Annotated in this window: 18 protein-coding genes; 8 read left to right on the forward strand and 10 right to left on the reverse strand. The window is 67.9% G+C overall.

Annotated elements, in window-relative coordinates; all coding sequences use genetic code 11:
* The first annotated feature begins 55 nt into the window (after nucleotides 1–55).
* The gene (locus tag WC493_RS10940) at nucleotides 56–724 is read left to right on the forward strand and encodes a TetR/AcrR family transcriptional regulator (RefSeq protein WP_373065501.1); all 669 of its coding nucleotides are present in this window, start codon (nucleotides 56–58) and stop codon (nucleotides 722–724) included.
* Between the two features lie 267 nt (nucleotides 725–991).
* On the opposite strand, the gene WC493_RS10945 is transcribed toward WC493_RS10940, so the two are convergent.
* Both WC493_RS10945 and WC493_RS10950 read right to left on the reverse strand, forming a co-directional pair.
* On the reverse strand, nucleotides 992–2,182 hold the full coding sequence (locus WC493_RS10945; RefSeq protein ID WP_373065503.1) for a hypothetical protein: 1,191 nt from the start codon (nucleotides 2,180–2,182) through the stop codon (nucleotides 992–994).
* Nucleotides 2,183–2,640: 458 nt separating this feature from the next.
* Nucleotides 2,641–3,819 carry a PLP-dependent aminotransferase family protein gene (locus tag WC493_RS10950; protein ID WP_373065505.1) on the reverse strand — a complete coding sequence of 393 codons (1,179 nt, stop codon included), beginning with the start codon at nucleotides 3,817–3,819 and terminating at the stop codon, nucleotides 2,641–2,643.
* A 200-nt stretch (nucleotides 3,820–4,019) separates the two neighbouring features.
* On the opposite strand from WC493_RS10950, the gene WC493_RS10955 reads away from it, so the two are divergent.
* The 4 genes from WC493_RS10955 (at nucleotide 4,020) to WC493_RS10970 (ending at nucleotide 9,855) form a co-directional block, all read left to right on the forward strand.
* Entirely contained in the window at nucleotides 4,020–5,828 is a 1,809-nt protein-coding gene (locus tag WC493_RS10955; protein WP_373065507.1) for an ABC-F family ATP-binding cassette domain-containing protein, read from the forward strand.
* A gap of 115 nt (nucleotides 5,829–5,943) precedes the next feature.
* A complete protein-coding gene (locus WC493_RS10960) occupies nucleotides 5,944–7,851 on the forward strand; it encodes a potassium transporter Kup (protein ID WP_373065509.1) in 1,908 nt (635 codons plus the stop codon).
* Between the two features lies 1 nt (nucleotide 7,852).
* Nucleotides 7,853–8,614 (forward strand): TrmH family RNA methyltransferase, encoded by a 762-nt coding sequence (locus WC493_RS10965; RefSeq protein ID WP_373065511.1) that lies wholly within the window; start codon nucleotides 7,853–7,855, stop codon nucleotides 8,612–8,614.
* Between the two features lie 110 nt (nucleotides 8,615–8,724).
* Nucleotides 8,725–9,855: a DegT/DnrJ/EryC1/StrS family aminotransferase gene (locus tag WC493_RS10970; protein ID WP_373065513.1), complete on the forward strand. Its 1,131-nt coding sequence runs from the start codon at nucleotides 8,725–8,727 to the stop codon at nucleotides 9,853–9,855.
* A gap of 245 nt (nucleotides 9,856–10,100) precedes the next feature.
* Here WC493_RS10970 and WC493_RS10975 read toward each other — a convergent pair whose 3' ends face one another.
* The 3 genes from WC493_RS10975 to WC493_RS10985 form a co-directional block, all read right to left on the reverse strand.
* Nucleotides 10,101–10,754 (reverse strand): LuxR C-terminal-related transcriptional regulator, encoded by a 654-nt coding sequence (locus WC493_RS10975; RefSeq protein WP_373065516.1) that lies wholly within the window; start codon nucleotides 10,752–10,754, stop codon nucleotides 10,101–10,103.
* A complete protein-coding gene (locus WC493_RS10980) occupies nucleotides 10,751–12,955 on the reverse strand; it encodes a sensor histidine kinase (protein ID WP_373065518.1) in 2,205 nt (734 codons plus the stop codon). Before WC493_RS10980 ends, WC493_RS10975 begins: the two co-directional genes overlap by 4 nt.
* Nucleotides 12,956–13,016: 61 nt before the next feature.
* Nucleotides 13,017–13,376 (reverse strand): response regulator, encoded by a 360-nt coding sequence (locus tag WC493_RS10985; RefSeq protein ID WP_373065520.1) that lies wholly within the window; start codon nucleotides 13,374–13,376, stop codon nucleotides 13,017–13,019.
* 194 nt (nucleotides 13,377–13,570) lie between these two features.
* Here WC493_RS10985 and WC493_RS10990 point away from each other — a divergent pair, with 194 nt between their 5' ends.
* Nucleotides 13,571–14,314, forward strand: a complete 744-nt coding sequence (locus tag WC493_RS10990) for a hypothetical protein (RefSeq protein WP_373065522.1) — start codon at nucleotides 13,571–13,573, stop codon at nucleotides 14,312–14,314.
* Nucleotides 14,315–14,316: 2 nt separating this feature from the next.
* The gene (locus WC493_RS10995) at nucleotides 14,317–15,231 is read left to right on the forward strand and encodes an aminotransferase class IV (RefSeq protein WP_373065524.1); all 915 of its coding nucleotides are present in this window, start codon (nucleotides 14,317–14,319) and stop codon (nucleotides 15,229–15,231) included.
* 27 nt (nucleotides 15,232–15,258) lie between these two features.
* Here WC493_RS10995 and WC493_RS11000 read toward each other — a convergent pair whose 3' ends face one another.
* A complete protein-coding gene (locus WC493_RS11000; protein ID WP_373065526.1) occupies nucleotides 15,259–16,869 on the reverse strand; it encodes a GMC family oxidoreductase in 1,611 nt (536 codons plus the stop codon).
* Between the two features lie 107 nt (nucleotides 16,870–16,976).
* On the opposite strand from WC493_RS11000, the gene WC493_RS11005 reads away from it, so the two are divergent.
* On the forward strand, nucleotides 16,977–17,453 hold the full coding sequence (locus WC493_RS11005) for an EF-hand domain-containing protein (protein WP_373065528.1): 477 nt from the start codon (nucleotides 16,977–16,979) through the stop codon (nucleotides 17,451–17,453).
* 94 nt (nucleotides 17,454–17,547) lie between these two features.
* On the opposite strand, the gene WC493_RS11010 is transcribed toward WC493_RS11005, so the two are convergent.
* The 4 genes from WC493_RS11010 to WC493_RS11025 form a co-directional block, all read right to left on the reverse strand.
* Nucleotides 17,548–18,240 carry a cold-shock protein gene (locus WC493_RS11010; protein ID WP_373065530.1) on the reverse strand — a complete coding sequence of 231 codons (693 nt, stop codon included), beginning with the start codon at nucleotides 18,238–18,240 and terminating at the stop codon, nucleotides 17,548–17,550.
* Between the two features lie 274 nt (nucleotides 18,241–18,514).
* On the reverse strand, nucleotides 18,515–19,363 hold the full coding sequence (gene pssA, locus WC493_RS11015; RefSeq protein ID WP_373065532.1) for a CDP-diacylglycerol--serine O-phosphatidyltransferase: 849 nt from the start codon (nucleotides 19,361–19,363) through the stop codon (nucleotides 18,515–18,517).
* Between the two features lie 125 nt (nucleotides 19,364–19,488).
* On the reverse strand, nucleotides 19,489–20,181 hold the full coding sequence (locus WC493_RS11020; protein WP_373065562.1) for a phosphatidylserine decarboxylase: 693 nt from the start codon (nucleotides 20,179–20,181) through the stop codon (nucleotides 19,489–19,491).
* Nucleotides 20,182–20,246: 65 nt separating this feature from the next.
* On the reverse strand, nucleotides 20,247–22,091 hold the full coding sequence (locus tag WC493_RS11025) for an ABC transporter ATP-binding protein/permease (RefSeq protein ID WP_373065534.1): 1,845 nt from the start codon (nucleotides 22,089–22,091) through the stop codon (nucleotides 20,247–20,249).
* Nucleotides 22,092–22,182 lie beyond the last annotated feature (91 nt).

A 22,182-nucleotide genomic window follows, 5' to 3' on the forward strand; every position in this document is an offset into this window, starting at 1 on the left:
ACGCACCCGACTGTGGACGGCGCCGACTGCAGACGAGAGGAGTTGTTGCGTTGCCATGACCGACTCGCCCCCGTCCCGCGCGCCGGCCCGGCGCCTGCGTGCCCGCCCCCGGCCGGCCACCGACCGGGAAGAGCGCACCCAGGCCCTGCGCAGCGCCATCCTCGAATCGGCGATCGCCGAATTCGCCGCCCATGGCTATGGCGGGGCCTCCCTGCGCGCCATCGCGGCCCGCACCGGCATCGAACTGGGCCATCTCGGCTATCATTTCTCGACCAAGCTCGAGCTGTGGCAGGCAGCGGTCGCCGCCATCTTCGAGGCCATGCCCTCGCCCGAGGCGGTGCCCCTGCCCGAAACGGCAGAACAGGCCGTGACCAGCCTGTCGACCCTGGTTCGCAACTATGCCGATTTCTGCGTCTCCCATCCCGAGCACATCCAGATCGTGTTCGGGGAATCGCCGGCCGGCGGCGAGCGCCTGCAATGGCTGTCGGACAATTTCCTGAACCCGGTCGTCCAGGGTTTCAATCGCCACATCGAGGCGGCGCGGAACCTGGGCATCGCGGGCGCCGTGCCGCCCTCGCTGATGATTGCGGCCCTGGTCGGCATTTCGGCGATCAATTTCGCGCTGCCCGAGCTGCGCGACACGCTGCGGCTCGACGCGATCAGCACAGAATCTTTTGCCGCCATGGCACAGGTCTTCCTGGCCGCCACCGCCAAGCCGGCCTGATCGGCCCCCTCCCCCGCCCCCTCTCGCGGCGTCCCGGGCTTACGCCCGAAGTCCGTTCGTTATGGCGATTGTTGTCGATTTTGACGGATGACAAGTAATGCTGTGTCACTGTATCTAAGACTGGCGTGTGAGCCCTTATGCACGCTGTTCGGCGCCCGCCGCCGAACCGACTGACGGCGCCAGGAGCGATCCTCGGCGCCGTTCTTTTTAGCCCCGAAAGCAGAAAGGGCGGCCGAAGCCGCCCTTTCGAAGGTGAAGACCGATACCTCAGGGCAGCAGGCCGCCGAGCAGGCCGGTGAGCTGATCGGCACCCGGCAGGGCGGCCAGCTGGTCGGTGATCTGGGTCGGATCGGCGCCACCGGAGAGCCCCTGGAGCACGGTGTTCAGCGCGTCGATCAGCGGGGTCAGCGCCGAATCATTGGTACCGACCAGACCCTGCACGACGTCGGTGAGGGCGCCGAGCGCGCCCGAACCGGCGTTGGTCAGATCGGCCAGCGGGCCGGTCAGCGCGCTCAGGGTGCCGCCGGCCGGATCGACCAGGCCGTTGATCAGGTCGGTGATCGGACTGATCAGGGTCTGATCGGCGAGCTGACCGACCGTGTCCTGCACGGTGCAGATCAAGTCGGCGCAGGTGTTGGCCGGCGGCGGGGGCGGCGGCGGGGTGATGTCGCCGTAATCGTCGCCGCCCGGCTTGGTGGCGCCACCGGCGCGGCTGATCTGCCGCAGGCCGAAGCCGATGGGATCGGTCATGAAGAAGTTCTGGCGCAGCAGCTTGCGCTGGATGTCGATCAGGGTCGGACCGCCGCTCGCCTGCTTGGTGCGATCGTCGGACATCAGGTTGGTGCCGCTGTTGAAGTAGAAGCGGACACCGCCGTAGCCGGTGGCGCCGGCATTGTCGAAGGCGCCGGTGGCGAACAGGGCCATGCCCGGGATGTCGGTCAGCAGGGCCTCGATCTGGATGTCGCCGCCGAACTCGTTGGTCTCGGAATAGGACAGGCCACCGCCCAGGCGGAGGTTCGGATTGGTGTAGATCGACAGGCCGACGCGGCCGTAGGCCTGGTCGGGCAGGACCTTGCCGGTGGTATAGCCGACCGTCGCCTCGAGGGTGATGTTGTCGAGGTAATATTCGCTGATGCCGGCGACGGTATACTGGGCGTAGCTGTCGATATAGTAGCCGGCGCCGACCACGCCGACCATGAACTTCTGCGGATCGCGGTAGAACAGCTGGGCAGCGCCGCCGGCAAAGCCGACGTCGTCCGCCACCACGCCGGCGATACCGTCGAGCTGCAGTCCGCCGTTGTCACCCAGCGGGATGGTCAGGCTGGGGGCGCCACCGTAGATGCCGCCGTTCTCGTCCCCGCCGCCGAACAGGCTGAGCTGGGCATTGGTCTCCTCGACGCCCTTGCCGGTGCCGAGCTGATCGCCCGAAACCGGGACGGCGTCCTGCGCACCCGCCAAGCCTGCGGCCGCGACGGCCGCGGCAATCGCCGTCGATGTCCAAACTGCCCGGAGTTTCATGTTTCGTCAGCCCCTGAATCGAAATGATCGGCCGCCCCTCGAGGGGGGCAAGGCCCGCATTTCCGCCAAGCCCCGCGGCACGGTGTCCCGGCCGCCCAATCCCGGCGAATACATTCAGAGACTGTGCTCGAATTAGCGTTTATTGCTTGGTCAATTGAAATCGGGATGGCGAGGAGATGCCACCTGATCGGCACAATTACCCGCCGACTTGGCGAACGATCGTCGCCAGCCCCACCGCCTCACTTCTTGCATGTTGCACTCAATCAGCAAAATCGGACCGGAGCCGACCGGCGAGGCGCTGAAATGATCAAATTGGCGACAGCAACTATCACCGTTTCGGTGGCAGTTTTGAAGGCGCGCCGGCCGCCGCACGATGGCGGCGGCGCGGCAGGCGCGGCTCAGCCGAGGCGCCGGAGCAAGGCGCCCAGGCGCGCCATTCCTTCCTCGATCTGTGCCGGAGTCGAGAGCGAGAAGGAGAGGCGCAGCTTGTTGTTCTGGCGCCCTTCGCCGTAGAAGGCGCCGCCCGGCACGAAAGCGATGCGGCAGTCCTTGATCGCCTGCGCCAGGAGGTCGGCGCCGTCGATCCCGGCCGGCAGTGTGACCCAGATGAACATGCCACCCTCGGGCCGGGTCCAGCTCACGTTTTCCGGCATGTGGCGGGCGAGCGCCGCCAGCATGGCGTCGCGCCGCTCCTTGTAGACCTTGCGGTTCGAGGCGACCTGGCTCTCGTAGACCGCTTCGGCGGCCTGGTGCATCACCATCTGATTGATCGTCGCGCAGTGGAGGTCCGCCGCCTGCTTGGCCAGGACCAGCTTGGCGATCGCCGCCGAAGCGCCGCACACCCAGCCGACGCGGAGCGCCGGGGCCAGCGTCTTGGAGAAGGTGCCGCAATAGAGCGTGCGGCTGGCCTCGATCCCGCCCGAGCGGGCGATGTCGAGGGCGAGCAGCGGCGGCACCGCCTCGCCGTCGTAGCGGAGCGCCTGGTAGGCCGCGTCTTCGACCACGATCGTATCCAGCGCCTCGGCCAGGGTCAGCAGGTCCTGACGGGCCGGGAGCGAGACCGTCTCGCCCGACGGATTGGCAAAATCGGCGACCAGATAGGCGAGGCCGACACGTCCGCCGTTGGCTGCCGCAGCCTCGCGATAGCTCTCCGGCGTGCGATTGCCGCCTTCGAGGCCCAGGGTGTCGTAGCGCGGCTCATAGGCGTTGAAGGCCTGCAGCGCACCGAGATAGGTCGGTGCAGTGACCAGCGCCGTGTCGCCAGCCGAGAGGAACAGCTTGCCGATGAAGTCGAGCGCCTGCTGCGAGCCCGCCGTGATCATGATGTTGGCTTCGGTGCAGGGCACGCCCAAGGCTTCCATATGGCGCCGGATCCAGCCCCGCAGCGGCAGATAGCCTTCCGAAACCGAATATTGCAGGGCCTGCGCCGCCTTGGCCGGATCGCTCAGGATCGCGGCATAGGCGTCGCGGATCGCCTGGGTCGGGAATTGCGCGGGATCGGGAATGCCGCCGGCAAAAGAGATGATGTCCGGCTGGTCCAGTAGCTTCAGCAACTCGCGGATTTCCGAGGCGTTCATCCGGCTCGCCCGGCTTGCGAAACATTGTTGCCAATCAATCTTCTCGGCGGTCATTTTATTAGCGTCCCTTGCGGTCTGGCGCATATAAATGCCGGGTTCCGGCAGAAAGGTCAATAGTGCTGTCGTTTACGACGAAAGCCGGGGGCGGCCGTCGTGGTTGATCTGGGGGCCGGGCCCGGCTATGCACGGTCGCGACGACCATGGCAGCTCCCCTCCTCACCCTCCGCGATATCCACCTCGGCTACGGTGGCCCCCCTGTGATCGACGGCGCCGAATTGGTGGTCGGCGAAGGCGACCGGCTGTGCCTGGTCGGGCGCAACGGCTCCGGCAAGTCGACGCTGCTGAAGATCGCCGCCGGCCTGATCGAGCCCGATCGGGGCGAGCGCGTGCTGCAGGCGGGCGTCACCATCCGCTACCTGCCGCAGGAACCGGATCTCTCGGGCTTTGCCGACGTGCTCGCCTATGTCGAGGCCGGGCTCGCGCCGGGCGACGACCACCACCGGGCGAGGAGCCTGCTCGAAGCGCTCGGCATGACCGGGGCGGAGGATCCGAAGAGCCTCTCCGGCGGCGAGATCCGCCGCGCGGCCCTGGCCCGCACCCTGGCGCCGGAGCCGGACATCCTGCTCCTGGACGAGCCGACCAATCACCTGGACCTGCCGGCCATCGAATGGCTGGAAGAAGAATTGCGGGCGAGCCGTTCCGCCCTCGTCCTGATCAGCCACGACCGCCGCTTCCTGACCGCCCTCTCCCGCGCCACCGTGTGGCTCGACCGCGGCACGGCACGGCGCACCGAGCGCGGCTTCGCCGCCTTCGAGGACTGGCGCGACGACGTCTTCGAGCAGGAAGAAAAGGAACGCCACAAGCTCGACCGCAAGATCGTGGCCGAGCTGGACTGGCTGCGTCACGGCGTCTCGGGCCGGCGCAAGCGCAACATGCGCCGCCTCGGCGAACTCCACACCATGCGCCGCGCCCGACGCGAGGAACGCAAGGCGGTCGGCACCGTCAAGATGGCGCTGGGCGAGGGCGAGACCTCGGGCAAGACGGTGGTCGAGGCGAAACATGTCTCCAAGGGCTTCGACGGAAGGCCGATCATCACCGACCTGTCGCTCCGCCTCAAACGCGGCGACCGGCTCGGCATCGTCGGGCCGAACGGCGCCGGCAAGACGACGCTGATCAACCTGCTGACCGGCGCGCTCGCCCCCGATGCGGGCGAGGTCAAGCTGGGCACCAATCTCCAGATGGTGACCCTGGACCAGAAGCGCGAATCCCTCTCGCCCACGACGACGCTGCAGGACGCCCTGACCGGCGGCGGCAGCGACCAGGTCGAGGTCGCCGGCAGCTACAAGCATGTCATCGGCTACATGAAGGACTTCCTGTTCGGGCCGGAACAGGCGCGGACACCGCTCGGCGTGCTGTCGGGCGGGGAGCGCGGCCGGGTCATGCTGGCGCGCGCCCTGGCCAAGCCGTCGAATCTCCTGGTTCTCGACGAGCCGACCAACGACCTCGACCTCGAAACCCTCGACCTGCTCGAGGAGATCCTGGCCGACTATACCGGCACCGTCCTGCTGGTCAGCCATGACCGCGACTTTCTGGACCGCATCGCGACCTCCATCCTGGCCTACGAGGGGCCGGGGCGCTGGATCGAATATGCCGGCGGCTACAGCGACATGGTGGCGCAGCGCGGCCATGGCGTCGCCGCGCGCGAGGGTACCGCCCCGACCGCCACCAAATCCACCCTCGCAGCGGAACCAGCCGCCCGCGCGTCCGCGAAACGCAAGCTCTCCTTCAAGGAGAAGCACGCGCTGGAAACCCTGCCCAAGCGGATCGAGGCATTGGGCAGCGAGATCGCCGGGCTTCAGGCCAAGCTCGCCGACGGCAGCCTGTTCGCCCGCGACCCCGCGGCCTTCCAGAAGACGGCGGCACGGATTGAGGCAGCGCAAGGCGAACTGACCGCGGCCGAGGATGAATGGCTCGCCCTCGAAATGCTGCGCGAGGAAATCGAAGGTTAACCGTCCGAGTGGATAGTCCGACAAACGGGGCGGAAACTTCCGCTGCGATGCAAAACGGTCTATGCGCCCCCGACCCACCGCCCCAAGATCACCGGAACAGGAACTGGAGCACGCGATGAGCAATGCCGCCAACGGCAAGCCCGCCGGCGACCAAGGTGCCGATGCGGCCAAGGTCCGCCTGTGGTCCTTGACGCTGGGCAGTATCGGCGTCGTCTATGGCGACATCGGCACGAGCCCCCTCTACGCCTTCCGCGAAGCGCTGCTGCATACCGCGTCGATCGAGCCGGTGACCGAGCCCATGGTGCTCGGCGTGCTCTCGCTCATCCTGTGGTCGCTGATCCTGATCGTGACCATGAAATATGTCGTCCTGCTGCTCCGGGCCGACAACAATGGCGAAGGCGGCATTCTCTCGCTCATGGCGCTGGCCCGGCGGGCCATGGCGCGGCGCTCCGCCTTCGTGCTCATGCTCGGCATCATCGGCGCCTCGCTGTTCTATGGCGATGCCGTGATCACGCCGGCGATCTCGGTGCTCTCGGCGGTCGAGGGCCTCAAGCTGGTGACGCCGGCCTTCGACCATTATGTCCTGGTCATCACGATCGCCATCATCTTCGCGCTCTTCTATGTCCAGAGCCGGGGCACGGCCAAGGTCGCCACCTTCTTCGGGCCGATCACCACGGTCTGGTTCATCGCCATCGCGGTCGCAGGCGCCAGCCACCTGTTCGACCATCCGGCCGTGCTGCTGGCCTTCAACCCCGCCTATGCCGTCGATTTCCTGATCCGCCACGAGACCGTCGGCGTGATCGCGCTCGGTTCCGTCCTGCTGGCGGTCACCGGTGCCGAAGCGCTCTACGCCGACCTCGGCCATTTCGGCCGGGCGCCCATCCGCCTCGCCTGGCTCGGCCTGGTGTTTCCCTCGCTGACCCTGAACTATCTGGGCCAGGGCGCCCTGGTGCTGTCAGACCCGAAGACGCTGGAAAATCCGTTCTTCCTGCTGGTGCCCGACTGGGCCTTGCTGCCCCTCGTGCTGCTGGCCACCGCGGCCACCGTGATCGCGGCCCAGGCCGTCATCACCGGCGCCTATTCGCTGACCCGTCAGGCGATCCAGCTCGGCATCCTGCCGCGCATGGAGATCCGCCATACTTCGGGCGAGCATATGGGCCAGATCTATCTGCCGCGGGTGAACAAGCTCCTCTGCGTCGCCGTCATCATCCTGGTGCTGGCCTTCCAGTCCTCGGGCAAGCTCGCTTCGGCCTATGGCATCGCGGTCACCGGCACCATGGTGGTGACCGCCCTGCTGCTCTTCGTCGTCATGCGCTATCGCTGGCGCTGGCCGCTCGCCGTCTCCATCCTGGTGATCACGCCCTTCCTGCTGATCGACGTGACCTTCCTCGGCGCCAATCTGCTGAAGGTCGCCGAAGGCGGCTGGATGCCGCTGGCGCTCGGCGGCACCCTCGGCCTGATCATGGTGACCTGGGTCAAGGGCACCACCATCCTGGCCGAGAAATCGCGGCGCGACAGCCTGCCCCTGATGGACGTCGTCGCCATGCTGGAGAAGAGCCAGCCGCACCAGGTGCCGGGCACCGCCATGTTCCTGACCTCGACGCCCAACGTGGCGCCGGTCGCCCTGATGCACAACCTGAAGCATAACAAGGTGCTGCACGAGCAGAACGTCATCGTGACCATCGAGGTGGCGCAGGAACCCCGCGTCGATCCCGAGGCGCGCGTGAGCGTGCAGTCGCTGAGCCCGCGGATCATGATGATGCGGGTCTCCTATGGCTTCATGGAGAGCCCGAACCTGCCCCGCGCCTTGGCCGCGGCCCGCAAGCTGGGCCTCAAATACGACATCATGAACACGTCCTTCTTCTTGGGAAGGCGCTCGCTCCGGGCTCATCCGGGTGCGGGTATGCCGTTGTGGCAGGACCGGATCTATATCTCGCTCGCCCGCAATGCCGCCGACGCCACGGAATTCTTCCAGATCCCGTCCGACCGGGTGATCGAGCTCGGCACCCAGATGACGATCTGAGATGGCCCGGACCATCCCGATCGACAGCGAGGCGAACGAGCGTTTCCGCACCTGGGAACGCCTGCTCGACGCGCGCGGCATCAAGAAGCACGGTGCCTTCCTGCTGGCCGGGCGGAAGACCGTGCCGGAAGCCCTGGCCCTGGTGCCGGAGCGCTTCACCGCCGTGCTGGCACCCGATCAGGCCGCCCTCGACGCGATCGCCCCGCTGCTGCCCGATCAGGTGACGCGCCACCTCCTGGCCCGGCCGCTGTTCGACCGGCTCGATGTTTCGGGCACCCGGCTGCCGATCCTGGTCGGCACGGTGCCGCCCCTCGCCCTGGCCGATCTCTCAGCCCCCCCGCACGGCCTCGAACTCGTCTGCGCCCTGGGCGATCCGGCCAATCTGGGCGCCCTGCTCCGCTCCGCCGCGGCCTTCGGCGTGAAGCGCGTCCTGCTGCTGCCGGAAGCCGCCAGTCCCTGGCATCCGAAGTGTCTCCGCGCCGCCGCCAATGCCGTCTTCCGCCTCGACTTCGCCCGCGTCGGCGCCTGGGCCGCGCTGGCCACGGCGGCCGGCCCGGTTTTCGCGCTCGACGGCGGCGGCAGCGATCTCACGCGCTTTGCCTGGCCGGACGACCTCCGCCTGGTGCTGGGCGAGGAAGGCCAGGGCGTGCCCGCCGATCTCGCCGTGCAGCGCCTGGGCATCCCGACCACGGGCGCCGTCGAATCCCTGAACGCCACGGTGGCCGCCGCGATCGCCTTGCAGCATTGGTTCGGTCGCGGCTGAATCCGCCCGCTTTGTTTCGGGCTGCCATGCAAGGCTCGGGCTTGCGGCCGGGCCTGCGATCGGCCAAACCGTAGCCATCCCTGCCGCGTCGCGACTCGAAGGATCCGATCATGACCGCCGCCCCCATTCCCTTCATCGACCTGAAGACGCAGCGCGCCCGCATGGGTGCCGCCGTGGACGAAGCGATCCTGAAGGTGGTCAACCACGGCGCCTATATCATGGGGCCCGAGGTCGCCGAACTGGAGAAGCAGCTCGGCGCCTTCTGCGGCGCCAAACATGTTCTCTCCTGCGCCAACGGGACCGATGCCCTGGGCCTCGTCCTGATGGCCAAGGGGGTAGGCCCCGGTGATGCCGTCTTCGTGCCCGCCTTCACCTTCGTCGCCACGGCCGAAGTGGTGGCCTGGGTCGGCGCCACGCCGGTCTTCGTCGACGTCCTGGAAGACACTTTCAACATGGACCCGGCCCATCTCGCCGCGTCGATCAAATGGGCGCGGGAGAGCGGACTCCGTCCGGTCGCGGTGATCCCGGTCGACCTCTTCGGCCAGCCGGCGGACTATGCCGCGATCCTGCCGATCGCCGAGGCCGAGGGCCTGTGGCTCATGTCCGATGCGGCGCAGAGCTTCGGCGCCAAGCTGAACAACCGTTCGGTCGGTACCTATGGCCTGGCGACCGCGACCAGCTTCTTCCCGGCGAAGCCGCTCGGCTGCTATGGCGACGGCGGCGCCGTCTTCACCGACGACGACGAGCTGATCGAAGTGCTGCGCTCGGTCCGCATCCACGGCCAGGGCACGGACAAATACGAGAACGTGCGGATCGGCATCAACGGCCGGCTCGACACGATGCAGGCCGCCGTGCTGCTCGAGAAGCTGAAGATTTTCCCGGACGAGATCGAGGCGCGCGACCGGATCGCCAACCGCTACAATGCCGGCCTCGCCGAAGTCGCCCGGGTGCCGCGCCTGATCGCCGGGGCGACCAGCGTCTGGGCGCAATATACGCTGCTGTTCGAAGACCGCGCCAAGATCGCCGCCGCCTGCAAGGACGCGGGCGTGCCGACCGCGATCTACTACCCGATCCCGCTGAGCCACCAGCTCGGCTACAAGCATTACCCGGCCGGCCCGGGCGGCGTTCCCGTCTCGGAGAAGCTGGCGGGCAAGGTGCTGAGCCTGCCCATGCACCCCTATCTGGCCCCCGAGGTGCAGGACCGCATCATCGATGTCGTGGTGAGCGCCGCGAAACACTGAGGGCTTGCCCCTCCGGCGTCCTGGCCTCCCCCCAGAGGCCAGGGCCACCCCGGCAGGGGCAAACTGCCGAGGCGGTCCTTCCACCATGATCCGCCGGCGCCATCTCCAGAACCCCCCGGTACTGGAAACGGGCACCTGCCGGAACGGCCGGAAGGGACACGCCGTAGACGGACGGATCCGTCGCCGACAGTTAAGATCCAAGGCGGACGCGACGGAACCCCCGGAACAGGGGGGAAGGTTGCATCTCAGACCAAGCCCAGACGCGCCGCCTCCAGCGCCGCTTCGGCGCGGGACGAGACATTCAGCTTGCGATAGATCGATTTGACGTAGCCCGCCACCGTATGGTCGGTCAGGCCCAGGATGGACGCTGCCTCGTTCACCCGCAGGCCGCGGCCGATCAGTTGCAGCACGTCGGTCTCGCGCGGGGTCAGCGCCGTCTCGGGCGCCGGCGTGGGACGGCGGAAATGGCCCAGGATGCGCCGGGCGATCGAGGGCGATAGGGGCTGTTCCCCGCCGTCGATGCGGCGGAGATAGGTAACCAGGGCGGGCGCGTCCTGGTCCTTCAGGAGATAGCCCTGGGCACCGGCGGCGATGGCGTCGAACAGATGGCGATCGTCGTCGAAGATGGTGGTCACCACCGGCAGGGCGGCGGGGTAGCGGTCGGCCAGCAGACGGATCAAGTCGATGCCGCTGCCGTCCGGCAGGCCGAGGTCGACCAGCACCACGGCGACCGTGGCCGGCGTCAGACGTTCCGCGACCCAGGCCCGCGCCGAGGCGAGGTCGCCGACCGTCGACACCGACATGCCGGGCAGGGCTTCGGTCAGGCAGGCGGCGAGGAAGTCGCGCGTCTCGTCCAGGTCCTCGACCACCAGGCCGAGGCGGTTGTTCGCCCCGCTCATGCCCGCCCCCCGGCGCCCTTCAGGGGCACCACCAGGCGCACGGCAAGGCCGCGCTCGACCGCCGGGAATTCCAGCCGCCCGCCCGCCTCGCGCAGGCGCTGGGCGATATTGGCGAGGCCGTTGCCGCGCGGGCGGGCGCCGGCGGGCAGGCCCACGCCGTCGTCCGACACTTCGACGTCCAGCCGGTCGGGGCAGAGGTCGAGGGCGACCCGCACCCGCGTCGCATGGGCGTGGCGAATCACGTTGGAGAAGATCTCGCGCAAGGCCGACACCAGGTTGTGATAGAGGACGTAATCCAACATCGGCCCATCATCGTCGGCGGCCGGCGGCCAGTCCAGCGCGACGCCGGCCGCCTCCAGCCGCTCGGCCGTCTCATGGCGGAGGTCGGCCAGCACGGTCGCCAGCGGCAGGCGGTCGCCGGCCAGGGCGCTGGCGATGGTGCGCACGTCGGCGATCGCCTCGCGCAGGATCTTGCGCACCTGGGCCACGTCTGGCTTGTGCAGCCCGGCCAGCAGGCGGGCGCCGACATCGTCGTGCAGATCGCGCGAGATACGTTGACGCTCGGCCGCGGCGCCGCGGTCATAGGCGTCGCGGCTGCGATCGGCATGGCCGACCAGGTCGGTCAGTTGCCGGGCGAGGTCGAGGTGCGCCGGGCCGAACAATGCCCGGCCGCCCCAGGGATAGCGTAGCGCCAGAGCCGGTGCCCCGGCAGTCGGCGGCAGCAGCAGTTCGGTGCCGTCGCGGCCGACCCGGACGGGACCGGCGAAATGCTCCAGCGCCACCACCTCGAGGGGATCGAACAGGCGCCGCAGCAGAGCCTGCCAGCGGCCCGCGCGCTCGACCGCCGATGCTGTGAAGGCGACCGCGGCGGCCGCGCCGAACAGTTCCGATTCCGACATGCGCCGCCGCGCCACGACCCGGCGCCAGGCGGCGTCGCGGAACGGCAGATAGAGGAAACCGACCGCGATCAGGGCGAGGCCCATCGACGGCTCCGGCCGGAGATGCAGGACATAGAGCATCCCCGCGTCGAGCAGCAGCATGGCGAGCACGGCACCGCCATAGAACAGCACCCGGAACGACCATTCGCCGATCTCGAACAGGCGATAGCGGCGCAAGCCGAGCGCCAGGCCGATATAGACGGCCAGGAAGAAGCCGAAGGCATGGCCTTGCGACATCGACGGCTGACGGTCGATCAGCAGCGGGGCCGCGATGATCAGGATGAAGCAGCCGGCGCCGACGATGATGGTGAGTCCGAGCCAGGCGAGTGCTGCCCGCGCCGTCGGATCGCCCCGGTTGACGCGCCATTGCACCCCGACCAGGACGACGATCAGCGCCATTTCGAAGGCGGTCGGCACGTAATGCACCAGGCTCACGCTGTGGAGCACCTGGGCGATGTCCAGCACCATCACCAGGGCCAGCGCCACCGGCAGCCAAAGCAGTTGCCGGATCGGCACCAACGCCTTCGGATAGAGCAGGAAGAGGGCGATGGCGGCACCGCCGAAGCCGAGCGAGCCGCCGAAATTCAGGCATGAGAGGAAGCGGAACAGGGTGCCGTCGATCGCCAGTTCGCGCGTGCTGTAGATCGCCGCCGCATGGGTCGAGGCGATCATGCACAGGCCCGAGAGCAGGAAAATGCGCGGCGCCGCGTCGCGCGGGCGGATCGCCCAGACCCAGCCGGCGATCAGCAAGGCCCCCGCCCCGGTCAGATATTGCACCCAGAAGGCGACCGGCAGTGTGCCAAGTGGCCGCGCCCCCGGCATCGCCTCGATCACCGTGCCGTTGTCGAGGGTCAGGCGAACCGGACCGCCGGCCGCGAGAATGCCCGCGAGCTGGTCCTGGCGCGCGAAAAATTGGCGAAGCGCGTCATAGCTGCCCAGGAAATCCGCCTCTTCGGTCAGATCGTCGTTCACCAGGGCGACACCGCGGCCGATCGGCCCAGCGACAGAGAGCAGCTGATGGTCGAGCGCCGAGGCGGCGACCGGCCCGCCGTCCTCGACCGCGACGATGGCGGGAATTCCCTTCTGCCCCTGCGCCAGGGTGATGCCAAGCCAGGGCTGCGCCAAGGCGGTCCACAGGGTGGACACCAGCACGATCACGCAGAGGGCTGCAACCCCCAGCATATAGGCGGCCGGCGAATGCGCCGTGGAAACGGCTGCACCCTGGCCGGCCGGTACGACGGTCTCGGCATCGGTCCGACTCATGCTTTCCTCATACGCGGAAAGCGGCTCCGATGCAGCGTTTTCGTGACTTTTCCGGTGGTCTTCAGGCGGCCAGCGCCCGGCGCACGGTGGCGACCAGCTCGTCCCCGGCGACGGGCTTGCCCAGAACATGGCGGGTCAGGGGCCTCAAGTCGTCGCGCGCCTGGTCGGCATTGGCGCTGACCACCACCACGGGCACGCCCAGCGTCTGCACCAGGGTACGGGTCGCGGAGACGCCGTCGAGATCGCCCTTGAGGCGGATATCCATCAGGGCGAGGTCGGGACGTTCTTCCCTGGCGACACGGATGGCGGCGCGCGCGTCGTCGACCGGGCCGATCACCTCGAAACCCGCATCCGTCAGCACGGCATCGAGGAAGAAGGCGATGAACGCCTCGTCCTCCACCACCAAGATCCGCTGCACCATCGCCGTTCACCCGAACCCGCGGCGGCCCTTGCCACCATTCGAAAGATCCAATGCGGGGAGCGGCGCCATGTTCCCCCCGGCCGGCGCATTATCCATGTGTTGCACGCAGATCACGGATTGCGCCGGCGAAGGGCGATGGAGCGGCAGGGCGGTTTGCGCAATACTGACCGCCCGACAGCTACGACCGGCCCATCTTGTCCCCGACCAGCCCCCTTCGCATCGCCATGTGGTCCGGCCCGCGCAACATCTCGACCGCGATGATGCGTGCCTTCGAGAACCGGGCCGATTGCAGCGTGGTCGACGAACCGCTCTACGGCTTCTATCTCGCGGAAACCGGGATCGACCATCCGGGGCGGGACACGATCGTCGCCGCCATGGACTGCGACTGGAGACGCGTGGTCGCCGGCCTGACCGAGGCGCCGCTCGACAAGGGCCATATCCATTACCAGAAGCATATGACCCACCACCTGCTGCCCGCGGTCGAGCGCGGCTGGCTCGACCGTGTGGTGAACTGCTTCCTGATCCGCGATCCGGTCGAGGTCGTCGCCTCCTATCTCGAGAAGCGGGACGCGGTGACTCTGGCCGACATCGGCATCCGCGAGCAGGCGGAGATTTTCGAGCGTGCGGCCGACCGGCTGGGCCATGCGCCGCCGGTGATCGAGGGGCGCGACGTCCAGGCAGCACCGGAAGCCATGCTGCGCGCCCTCTGCGCCGCGGTTGGCATCACCTTCGATCCCGCCATGCTGTCTTGGCCGCCAGGCCGGCGCGCCAGCGACGGGGTCTGGGCGCCCCATTGGTATGGTGCCGTCGAAGCCTCCACCGGCTTTTCACCGCCCGGCCCGGCCAAGGCGCCGCCGCCCGGCTTTGACGACCTGATCGAAGAAGCGCGCGTCTATTACGAACGCCTGCGCCGCCACCGCCTGACAGGAGCACATTGAGAATGTCCATCGGCAGCCAGTCCTATGCCGACGATCCGCGGAACGAGACGGTCCTGATCCATGTGAACGGCACCCTGGTGCCGCGGAGCGAGGCCAGGGTTTCCGTCTTCGATGCCGGCTTCGTGCTGGGCGACGGGGTCTGGGAAGGTTTCCGCCTGGTGCGCGGGCGGATCGCCTTCATGGACCGCCATCTCGACCGGCTCTTCGCGGGCGCCCGGGCGATCGACCTCGACATCGGGCGGAGCCGGCTCGAACTCGCCGCCGCCCTCTACGAGACGGTGGTCGCCAACAATATGACCGATGGCGTCCACATCCGCCTGATGGTCACCCGCGGCCTCAAGAAGACGCCGAACCAGGACCCGCGCATGACCGTGGGGCCGGCCACATTGGTCATCGTCGCCGAATGGAAGGAGCCCTCGCCCGCCCTGTTCGAGCGCGGCCTCCACCTCGCCTCGGTGCCGATCCGCTGCACCCCGGCCGACATGTTCGACATGCGCCTGAACAGCCATTCAAGGCTCAACCTGATCATCGCCTTGAACCACGCCATCAAGGCGGGCGCCGACGAAGCCCTGATGCTCGACCCGCTCGGCTTCGTGTCGAGCTGTAACGCCACCAATTTCTTCATGGTGAAGGGCGGCACGGTCGTGACCTCGAGCGGCGACTATTGCTTCAACGGCATCACGCGGGCCCATGTCATGGCGCTGGCCCGCGCCAACAACCTGCCGCTGGAAATCCGCAATTTCACCCTCTCCGACGTCGCCAATGCCGACGAAGCCTTCGTCACCGGCACCTTCGGCGGCATCACGCCGGCCACCATGCTGGACGGACGGCCGATCGGCAGCGGGCGCCCCGGTCCGGTGACCGAGGCGCTGCGCACCTTCTACCTCCGCCTTCGCGACGCCGAAGGGGCGCGCTGAGTTCAGGCCGCGTGGGCCTCCGAGAGGCTAGGCGGCGCGGGCCTGGGCCGGGGCTTGCCGGCCCAGGATCATGTCGGCCGCCTTTTCGGCGATCATGATGGTCGGCGCATTGGTATTGCCGGAGACCACATTCGGCATGATCGAGGCATCGACCACCCGAAGCCCGGCGATGCCGTGGACCCGAAGCTCGGGCGAGACGACCGACATCGCATCGTTGCCCATGCGCGCGGTGCCGACCGGGTGGTAGGCGGTCTCCGCCTTGGCGCGGATGTAACGGCGAAGGTCTTCCCTTGTGCCGAAGTCGGGGCCGGGCCGGACCTCGCGCCCGCGGTAACCGTCGAAGGCCTTGGCGGCGAAGATCTCGCGCCCGATCAGCAGGCTGTCGACCATCACCTCGAGGTCGTCGCCGACCTGGAGGTAGTTCGGCTGGATCAGGGGCGCCGCCAAGGGATCGGCCGAATGCAGGCCGAGCCAGCCGCGCGAGGCGGGACGCACCGGATAGAAATCGATCTGCGAGCCCTTGCCGCCCAGATGCTGGCGCCCATGGTCGACCGCCAGGCTGGACAGGAAGAAGAATTGCAGGTCCGGCGCCTCCAGCCCGGGGCGCGACGAGGCATAGCCGCCGGACTCGAAGCCATGGCTGGCCCCCGCCCCTTTCCGGGTCAGGAAATATTTCGCCAGGGTCGATATCTGGCCCCAAGGCGTCATCAGCTCGTCGTAGGAGACCTTGGCCGGGCAATCATAATAGAGGCCGATGCCGAGGTGATCCTGCAGGTTCCGGCCGACGCCGGGCAGGTCGAGCACGACCGGAATGCCATGGCGGCGGATCTCGTCCGCCGGGCCTATCCCTGAGAGCAGCAGGAGCTGCGGCGTGTTCACCGCCCCGCCCGACAGGATCACCTCGCGCGAAGCCCGGATCGTCTCGCGCCGGCGGCCGCGCGCCACTTCGACGCCAACCGCCCGGCCGCCTTCGACCAGCACCCTGGTCGCCTGGGCGCGGGTCACGATGGTGAGGTTGCGGCGCCCTTCCGAGGCGCCCAGGAAGGCGCGCGCGGTCGACCAGCGGCGATTGTCCTTGCAGGTCCGCTGATAGGTGCCGACGCCGAGCAGATGATCGCCGTCGTTGAAATCGGGCGTGAAGGGCAGGCCCGCCTGCTGACCCGCCGCCAGGAAGACGTCGACCAGGGGATTGGGTTCGGCGAAATCCTGCACGTTCAGGGGGCCGCCCTGGCCATGGGCGCCGTCGGCGCCCCGCTCGTTGTGTTCGGAGCGGGTGAAATAGGGCAGGACCTCGTCCCACGACCAGCCGCGGCAGCCGGATTGCGCCCAGGCGTCGTAATCCGAGCGGTGGCCGCGGATATAGACCATGCCGTTGATCGCGGAGGAACCGCCCAGCACCTTGCCGCGCGGCCAGAACAGGCGGCGCCCGTTCATCTGTTCCTGCGGTTCGGTCTCGAAGTGCCAGTTCACCGACTTGCCGCCGACCAGCACCTTCATACCCGTCGGCATATGGATGAAGGGATTCCAGTCGCGCCCGCCCGCCTCGATCAGGGCGACGGTCACCTTCGGATCGGCCGAGAGGCGATGGGCCAGCACACAGCCCGCCGAACCGGCGCCTACGATCACATAGTCGTACATGGAACCTCCCCTATACTTTATGATTATTTATCATATTCGTAGCAGGTTTCCGGGGCCTGGCAAGGGTGGGGCTTGACCCGGCGAGAGCCTGCGCGGAAGGTCGAGACATGATGCGTCCATTCCCTCTCCTGGCCGGCTTGGCGCTGGCGCTCGCCAGCGGCACCGCCGCCCTCGCCGCCGCCCCGGCGTCCCCGACGCCCCAGGTGCCGATCGCGCTTCGCCTGTTCTTCGTCGCGGTGGACCGCAATGCGGACGGCAAGATCGACCAGGGCGAGGCCGACCAGTTCGTCGACCGACTGTTCGCCCAGGCCGACACCAATGGCGACGGCGTGCTGACGCTGGCCGAAGTGCTGGCCCAGCAGGCCAGGCTGGCGCCGGGCGACGGCAACGCCCGGGCGACCACGGCGCAATTCCGGCGCATGGACCTCAATCACGATGGCCAGATCGACGGGCGCGAGGCAAACAAGGCGGCGGTCAAGCATTTCGCCTTCCTCGATGCGAATCACGACGGCGCGATCACCCTCGCCGATCTCGCCGGGCGCGACCTGACCACGCCCTTCCAGGCCGCCGCCAACAACCCCTGATGCCCTGAAAGCGAAAAGGCCGGAGAAAGCGAAAAGGCCGGACGGTCGCCCGTCCGGCCCTTCGATCCCGGCCTTTCGGTCGGCGTGCCTGAAATCAGATGGTGGCGATCCAGGTCGCTTCGCGGCCCTTCTGCGCAGTCTGCACGGTCATCTTCACGCGCTGCTGGGCCTGCAGGTCGACGAGACCGCAACGGCGCAGCACGCTCTTGTGGATGAAGACGTCCTTGCCGCCGTCGTCGGCCACGATGAAGCCGAAGCCGGATTCCGGCTTGAACCACTTCACGGTGCCGCTGATCGTCTCGGCGTCCGAAGCCGGGGCGGCGATCGGGGCCTGGTTGAAGCTGCTGCCGGCGCCGGCGCTGCTGCGCTCGCGCCCGCCGAAGCCGCCACGGTCACCGCCGCCGCCGAAGCCGCCGCTACGCTCGCCGTAACCGCCGCTACGCTCGCCGTAGCCGCCGCTGCGCTCGCCGTAGCCGCCGCTGCGCTCACGGCCGCCGAAGCCGCCGCGATCGCCGAAGCCGCCACGATCGCCGAAGGGCGCACGGTGCGGAGGAGCCGAGCCGGGCTCGACACCGACGACGTCGATCAGGCGCTGCACCTGCGGTCCGCGCGGGCCCTCGCCGATATCGACCGTGAGTTCCGCCCCGTCGGGAAGATCGCCGTAACCGGCAGAGCTGAGGACGGAGACGTGGAGGAAGGCGTCAGGGGAACCGTCGATCGGGGCAACGAAACCGAAGCCCTTCATGCTGTTGAACCACTTGACACGCGCTTTGACGTTGTTGGGCACTGGATCAGACCTTAGAGACGCGCCGCTCGACCACGGCGACGCAAATGCTTTCCGGGCGCGCCCCTCGACAACACGAGCCCGTAGCCGGCACCACCGACCCCTGCGAGCCGCGCTTTGAGGAGCAATGGAACGATATGCGTCGTTCCGCCCATATTCAAATCAAATTTGGGGGCGTGGCGGGCTTGCGGGCCTGCAAACAAGTCAGCTTGGCCGTTTTAAACCATGCCGTGAGAGCATGGCAAGGCCGCGCCCGACGCATGGCAAACAAAAGCCGTCAGAGCGCGGTGCCCGGCGGCGTGTCCGCCTCGGCCGCCAGACGGGCCGCCGCCCGCTCCCGCGCCTTGGCATAGGCGATGGGACCAAGGGGAATGGTGATGGCATAGGCGAGGATCACCGTGCCCAGCACCTGCCAGGGATAGGACAGCGCCAATGCCGTGGCGATGCCGACAAAGACCAGGGTGGGCAGCACGAAATCGCGGTGGATGCGGATTCGCTTGAAGGACAGGGTCGGGATCCGGCTGACCATGAGAAAGGCCACGGCGACCGCGACCACGGCGACCAGATAGGGCGAGCGGCAGAAAGTGTCGCCCAGGCTGAAGCTGGCGATGATCGGCAGCAGCACCAGGGCGGCCCCGGCCGGCGAGGGCACGCCGGTGAAGAAGGCGGCGGTCCAGGCCGGCTTGTCCGGATCATCCAGCGCCACGTTGAAGCGCGCCAGGCGGAGCGCGCAGCAGACGGCATGGGAGAGCACGGCGATCCAGCCGAAGCCGGCGATATCGCCGAGCGTCCAGAGATAGAGCACGACCACCGGCGCCACGCCGAAGGACAGGAAATCGGAGAGCGAGTCGAGTTCCGCGCCGAAACGGCTGGTGCCCTTGAGCAGGCGGGCGACGCGGCCGTCGATGCCGTCGAACAGGCCGGCGATCATGATCGCGGCGACCGCGAGGTCGAATTTGCTCTCGATCGCGAAACGGATCGAGGTGAGGCCGGAACAGAGCGCCAGGGTGGTCAGGATGTTGGGCAGCAGGCTGCGCACCGGCAGCTTGTTGATCCGCCCCTCGCGGAGCCGGAGCCGGCGCCGGCGGCGCATCACTTCCGCATTCCAGGATTGCCAGTCGTCCATCCCGCCACCTCCGGCCTGCAGTCTAGAGCCGATTGCCGATTCACTGAATCGGCAATCGGCTCAGATGTCTTTGAATAGCGCGGTTTCTAGCGGCAAACCGGCCTTCCACTTTGCCGGAAACCGCGCTAGCCGACCACGGCCAGCCTGGCAGCTTCCGTCGAGGCGAGATCGGCGATCACCGTCTCGCCCGCGACGGCGCGCTGGCCGACCGCCACCAGGGGAACCACCCCCGCCGGCAGGTAGACGTCGAGCCGGCTGCCGAAACGGATGATGCCGAAGCGCGTGCCGGTCTCGAGCCGCTGGCCCGGCTGAACCTCGCAGACGATGCGGCGGGCGACGAGGCCGGCGATCTGCACGACGCCGAGATCGCGGCCGTCGTCCAGGATCAGGCGCAGCCCGTTCCGCTCGTTGTCGTCGCTCGCCTTGTCGTCGGCCGCGTTCAGGAACTTGCCGGGGCGATAGACGGTGCGGTCGATGGTGGCCGCGACCGGGATCCGGTTCACATGGACGTCGAACACGCTCATGAAGATCGAGACACGGCTGCGCGGTTCGGCGCCCAGGCCGAGTTCGGCCGGCGGCACCGCCTGCGCGGTATCGACCACCTTGCCGTCGGCCGGCGAAACGACGAGGCCCGGCCGCACCGGGGTCGCCCGCGCCGGATCGCGGAAGAAATAGATGCACCACAGCGTCAGCACGACGCCGAACCAGCCGAGCGGCCGCCACAGCAGGAACAGCAGCAGGGTCGCGATCGCGAAGATCAGGACGAATTTCACCCCCTCGCGGTGGAGGGGATGAATGACCGAACGCAGCGAAGCCAGAATATCCAAAGTCTTGTCCCCCAGAGCACGGCCGGGCGAATCAGGCCACCGTCATTTGGCCGCCGTCATTCGGCGGCCGGCACCAGACCCTCGGCGCGGGCTTCGGCCAGCTTGGCCTCGGCTTCGACCGCCTCGAGCTGGCGCTGCCACATGCCGGCATCTTGGCCGCCCGCGGCCAAAAGCTGCTCGTGCGTGCCGCGTTCGACGATACGGCCGCGGTCGAGCACCAGGATCTCGTCCGCGTCCACGACCGTCGACAGGCGATGCGCGATCACGATAGCGGTTCGATTGCGCGAAATCTCCTTCAAGCTCGCCTGAATCTCCTTCTCGGTCTGGGTATCGAGGGCCGAAGTGGCCTCGTCCAGGAGCAGGATCGGCGGATTCTTGAGGATCGTGCGGGCGATCGCGACGCGCTGCTTTTCGCCGCCCGAGAGTTTCAGGCCGCGTTCGCCCACCATGCTGTCGTAGCCGTCCGGCAGGGAACGGACGAAATCATGGATGCGGGCCAGCTTCGCCGCTTCCTCGACCTCGGCGTCGGTCGCGCTCGGCCGGCCGTAGCGGATGTTGTAACGGATCGTGTCGTTGAACAGCACCGTGTCCTGGGGAACGATGCCGATCGCCTTGCGCAGGCTCTCCTGCGTCACGTCGCGGAGGTCCTGGCCATCGATCGAAACCTTGCCGGCCTGGATGTCGTAGAAGCGGAACAGGATCCGGCTGATGGTCGACTTGCCGGCGCCCGACGGGCCGACGATGGCGATGGTCGCCCCCGCCGGCGCCTCGAAGGAAACATCCTTCAGGATGCCGCGACGCTGGTCGTAGCGGAAATCGACGCCTTCGAAACGGACGGCACCGCCGGTGACCGCAAGCGGCTTGGCCCCCGGGCGGTCGACCACTTCGGGCGGCACTTCCATCACCGCGAACATCGCCTCCATGTCGATCACCGCCTGCTTGATCTCGCGGTAGACGAAGCCGAGCAGGTTGAGCGGGATGTAGAGCTGGATCAGGAAGGTGTTCACCAGGACGAAATCGCCGACCGTCATGGTTCCCGCGGCGACGCCCGAGGCCGCCAGATACATGACCGCGGCGAGCCCCGCCGCCATGATCGCCGACTGGCCGGCATTGAGGAAGGAGAGCGAGAATTGGCTCTTCACCGCCGCCGTCTCGTAGCGGGCCAGGGCCTTGTCGAAGCGTTTCGCCTCGTGCTCCTCGTTCGAGAAATATTTCACCGTCTCGTAGTTCAGCAGGCTGTCGACCGCCTTCGTATTGGCGTCGACATCCTGGTTGTTCATCTCGCGCCGGTAGACGATGCGGCGCTCGGAGACGAGCAGGGTGAACATGATATAGGCGGCCACAGTGGCCAGCATGGCCGCCACCATGGGCCAGCCGAAACCGCTCGCCAGCAGGATGATGACGAGCACGATCTCGAGGATCGTCGGCACGATGTTGAACAGGGTGTAGCGGAGCAGCAGCTCGATCCCCTTGGTGCCGCGCTCGATCACCCGGTTGAGCCCGCCGGTCCGCCGTTCGAGATGGAAGCGCATCGAGAGCCGATGCAGATGCTCGAAGGTCGAAAGGCCGAGGCGGCGCACGGCGTTCTGCCCGACCAGGGCGAAGACGCTGTCGCGCATTTCGGCGAAAACCTGGGAACCGACCCGGGCGAGGCCATAGGCCGCGATCATCAGCACGGGCACGGTGATCGCCGTCGCCTTGATCGAGAGTGTGTCGACCGCCGCCTTGTAGAAATAGGGCACCACCACATTGGCGACCTTGGCCAGCACCAGGAAGGCCATGGCCAGCGCCACCCGCACGCGGAGGTCGCGCCGGTCGCGGGGCCAGAGATAGGGCAGAAACAGGCGGAGGGTCTGCAGGGCGCTTCGGGGCGCTCCGGCCTCGGCGCGTCGTTCGCTCATCGGTTTTAAGGCTCTTTTAAGCGGATTGGGATGGAGTGTCCGATATGGGGAGCCGGGCCGCCCAAGTCGAGCCCGTCCGCCGTCGGCCATC

It is taken from the genome of Zavarzinia sp., assembly GCF_041650655.1.
In the GTDB taxonomy this organism is placed as follows: domain Bacteria; phylum Pseudomonadota; class Alphaproteobacteria; order Zavarziniales; family Zavarziniaceae; genus Zavarzinia.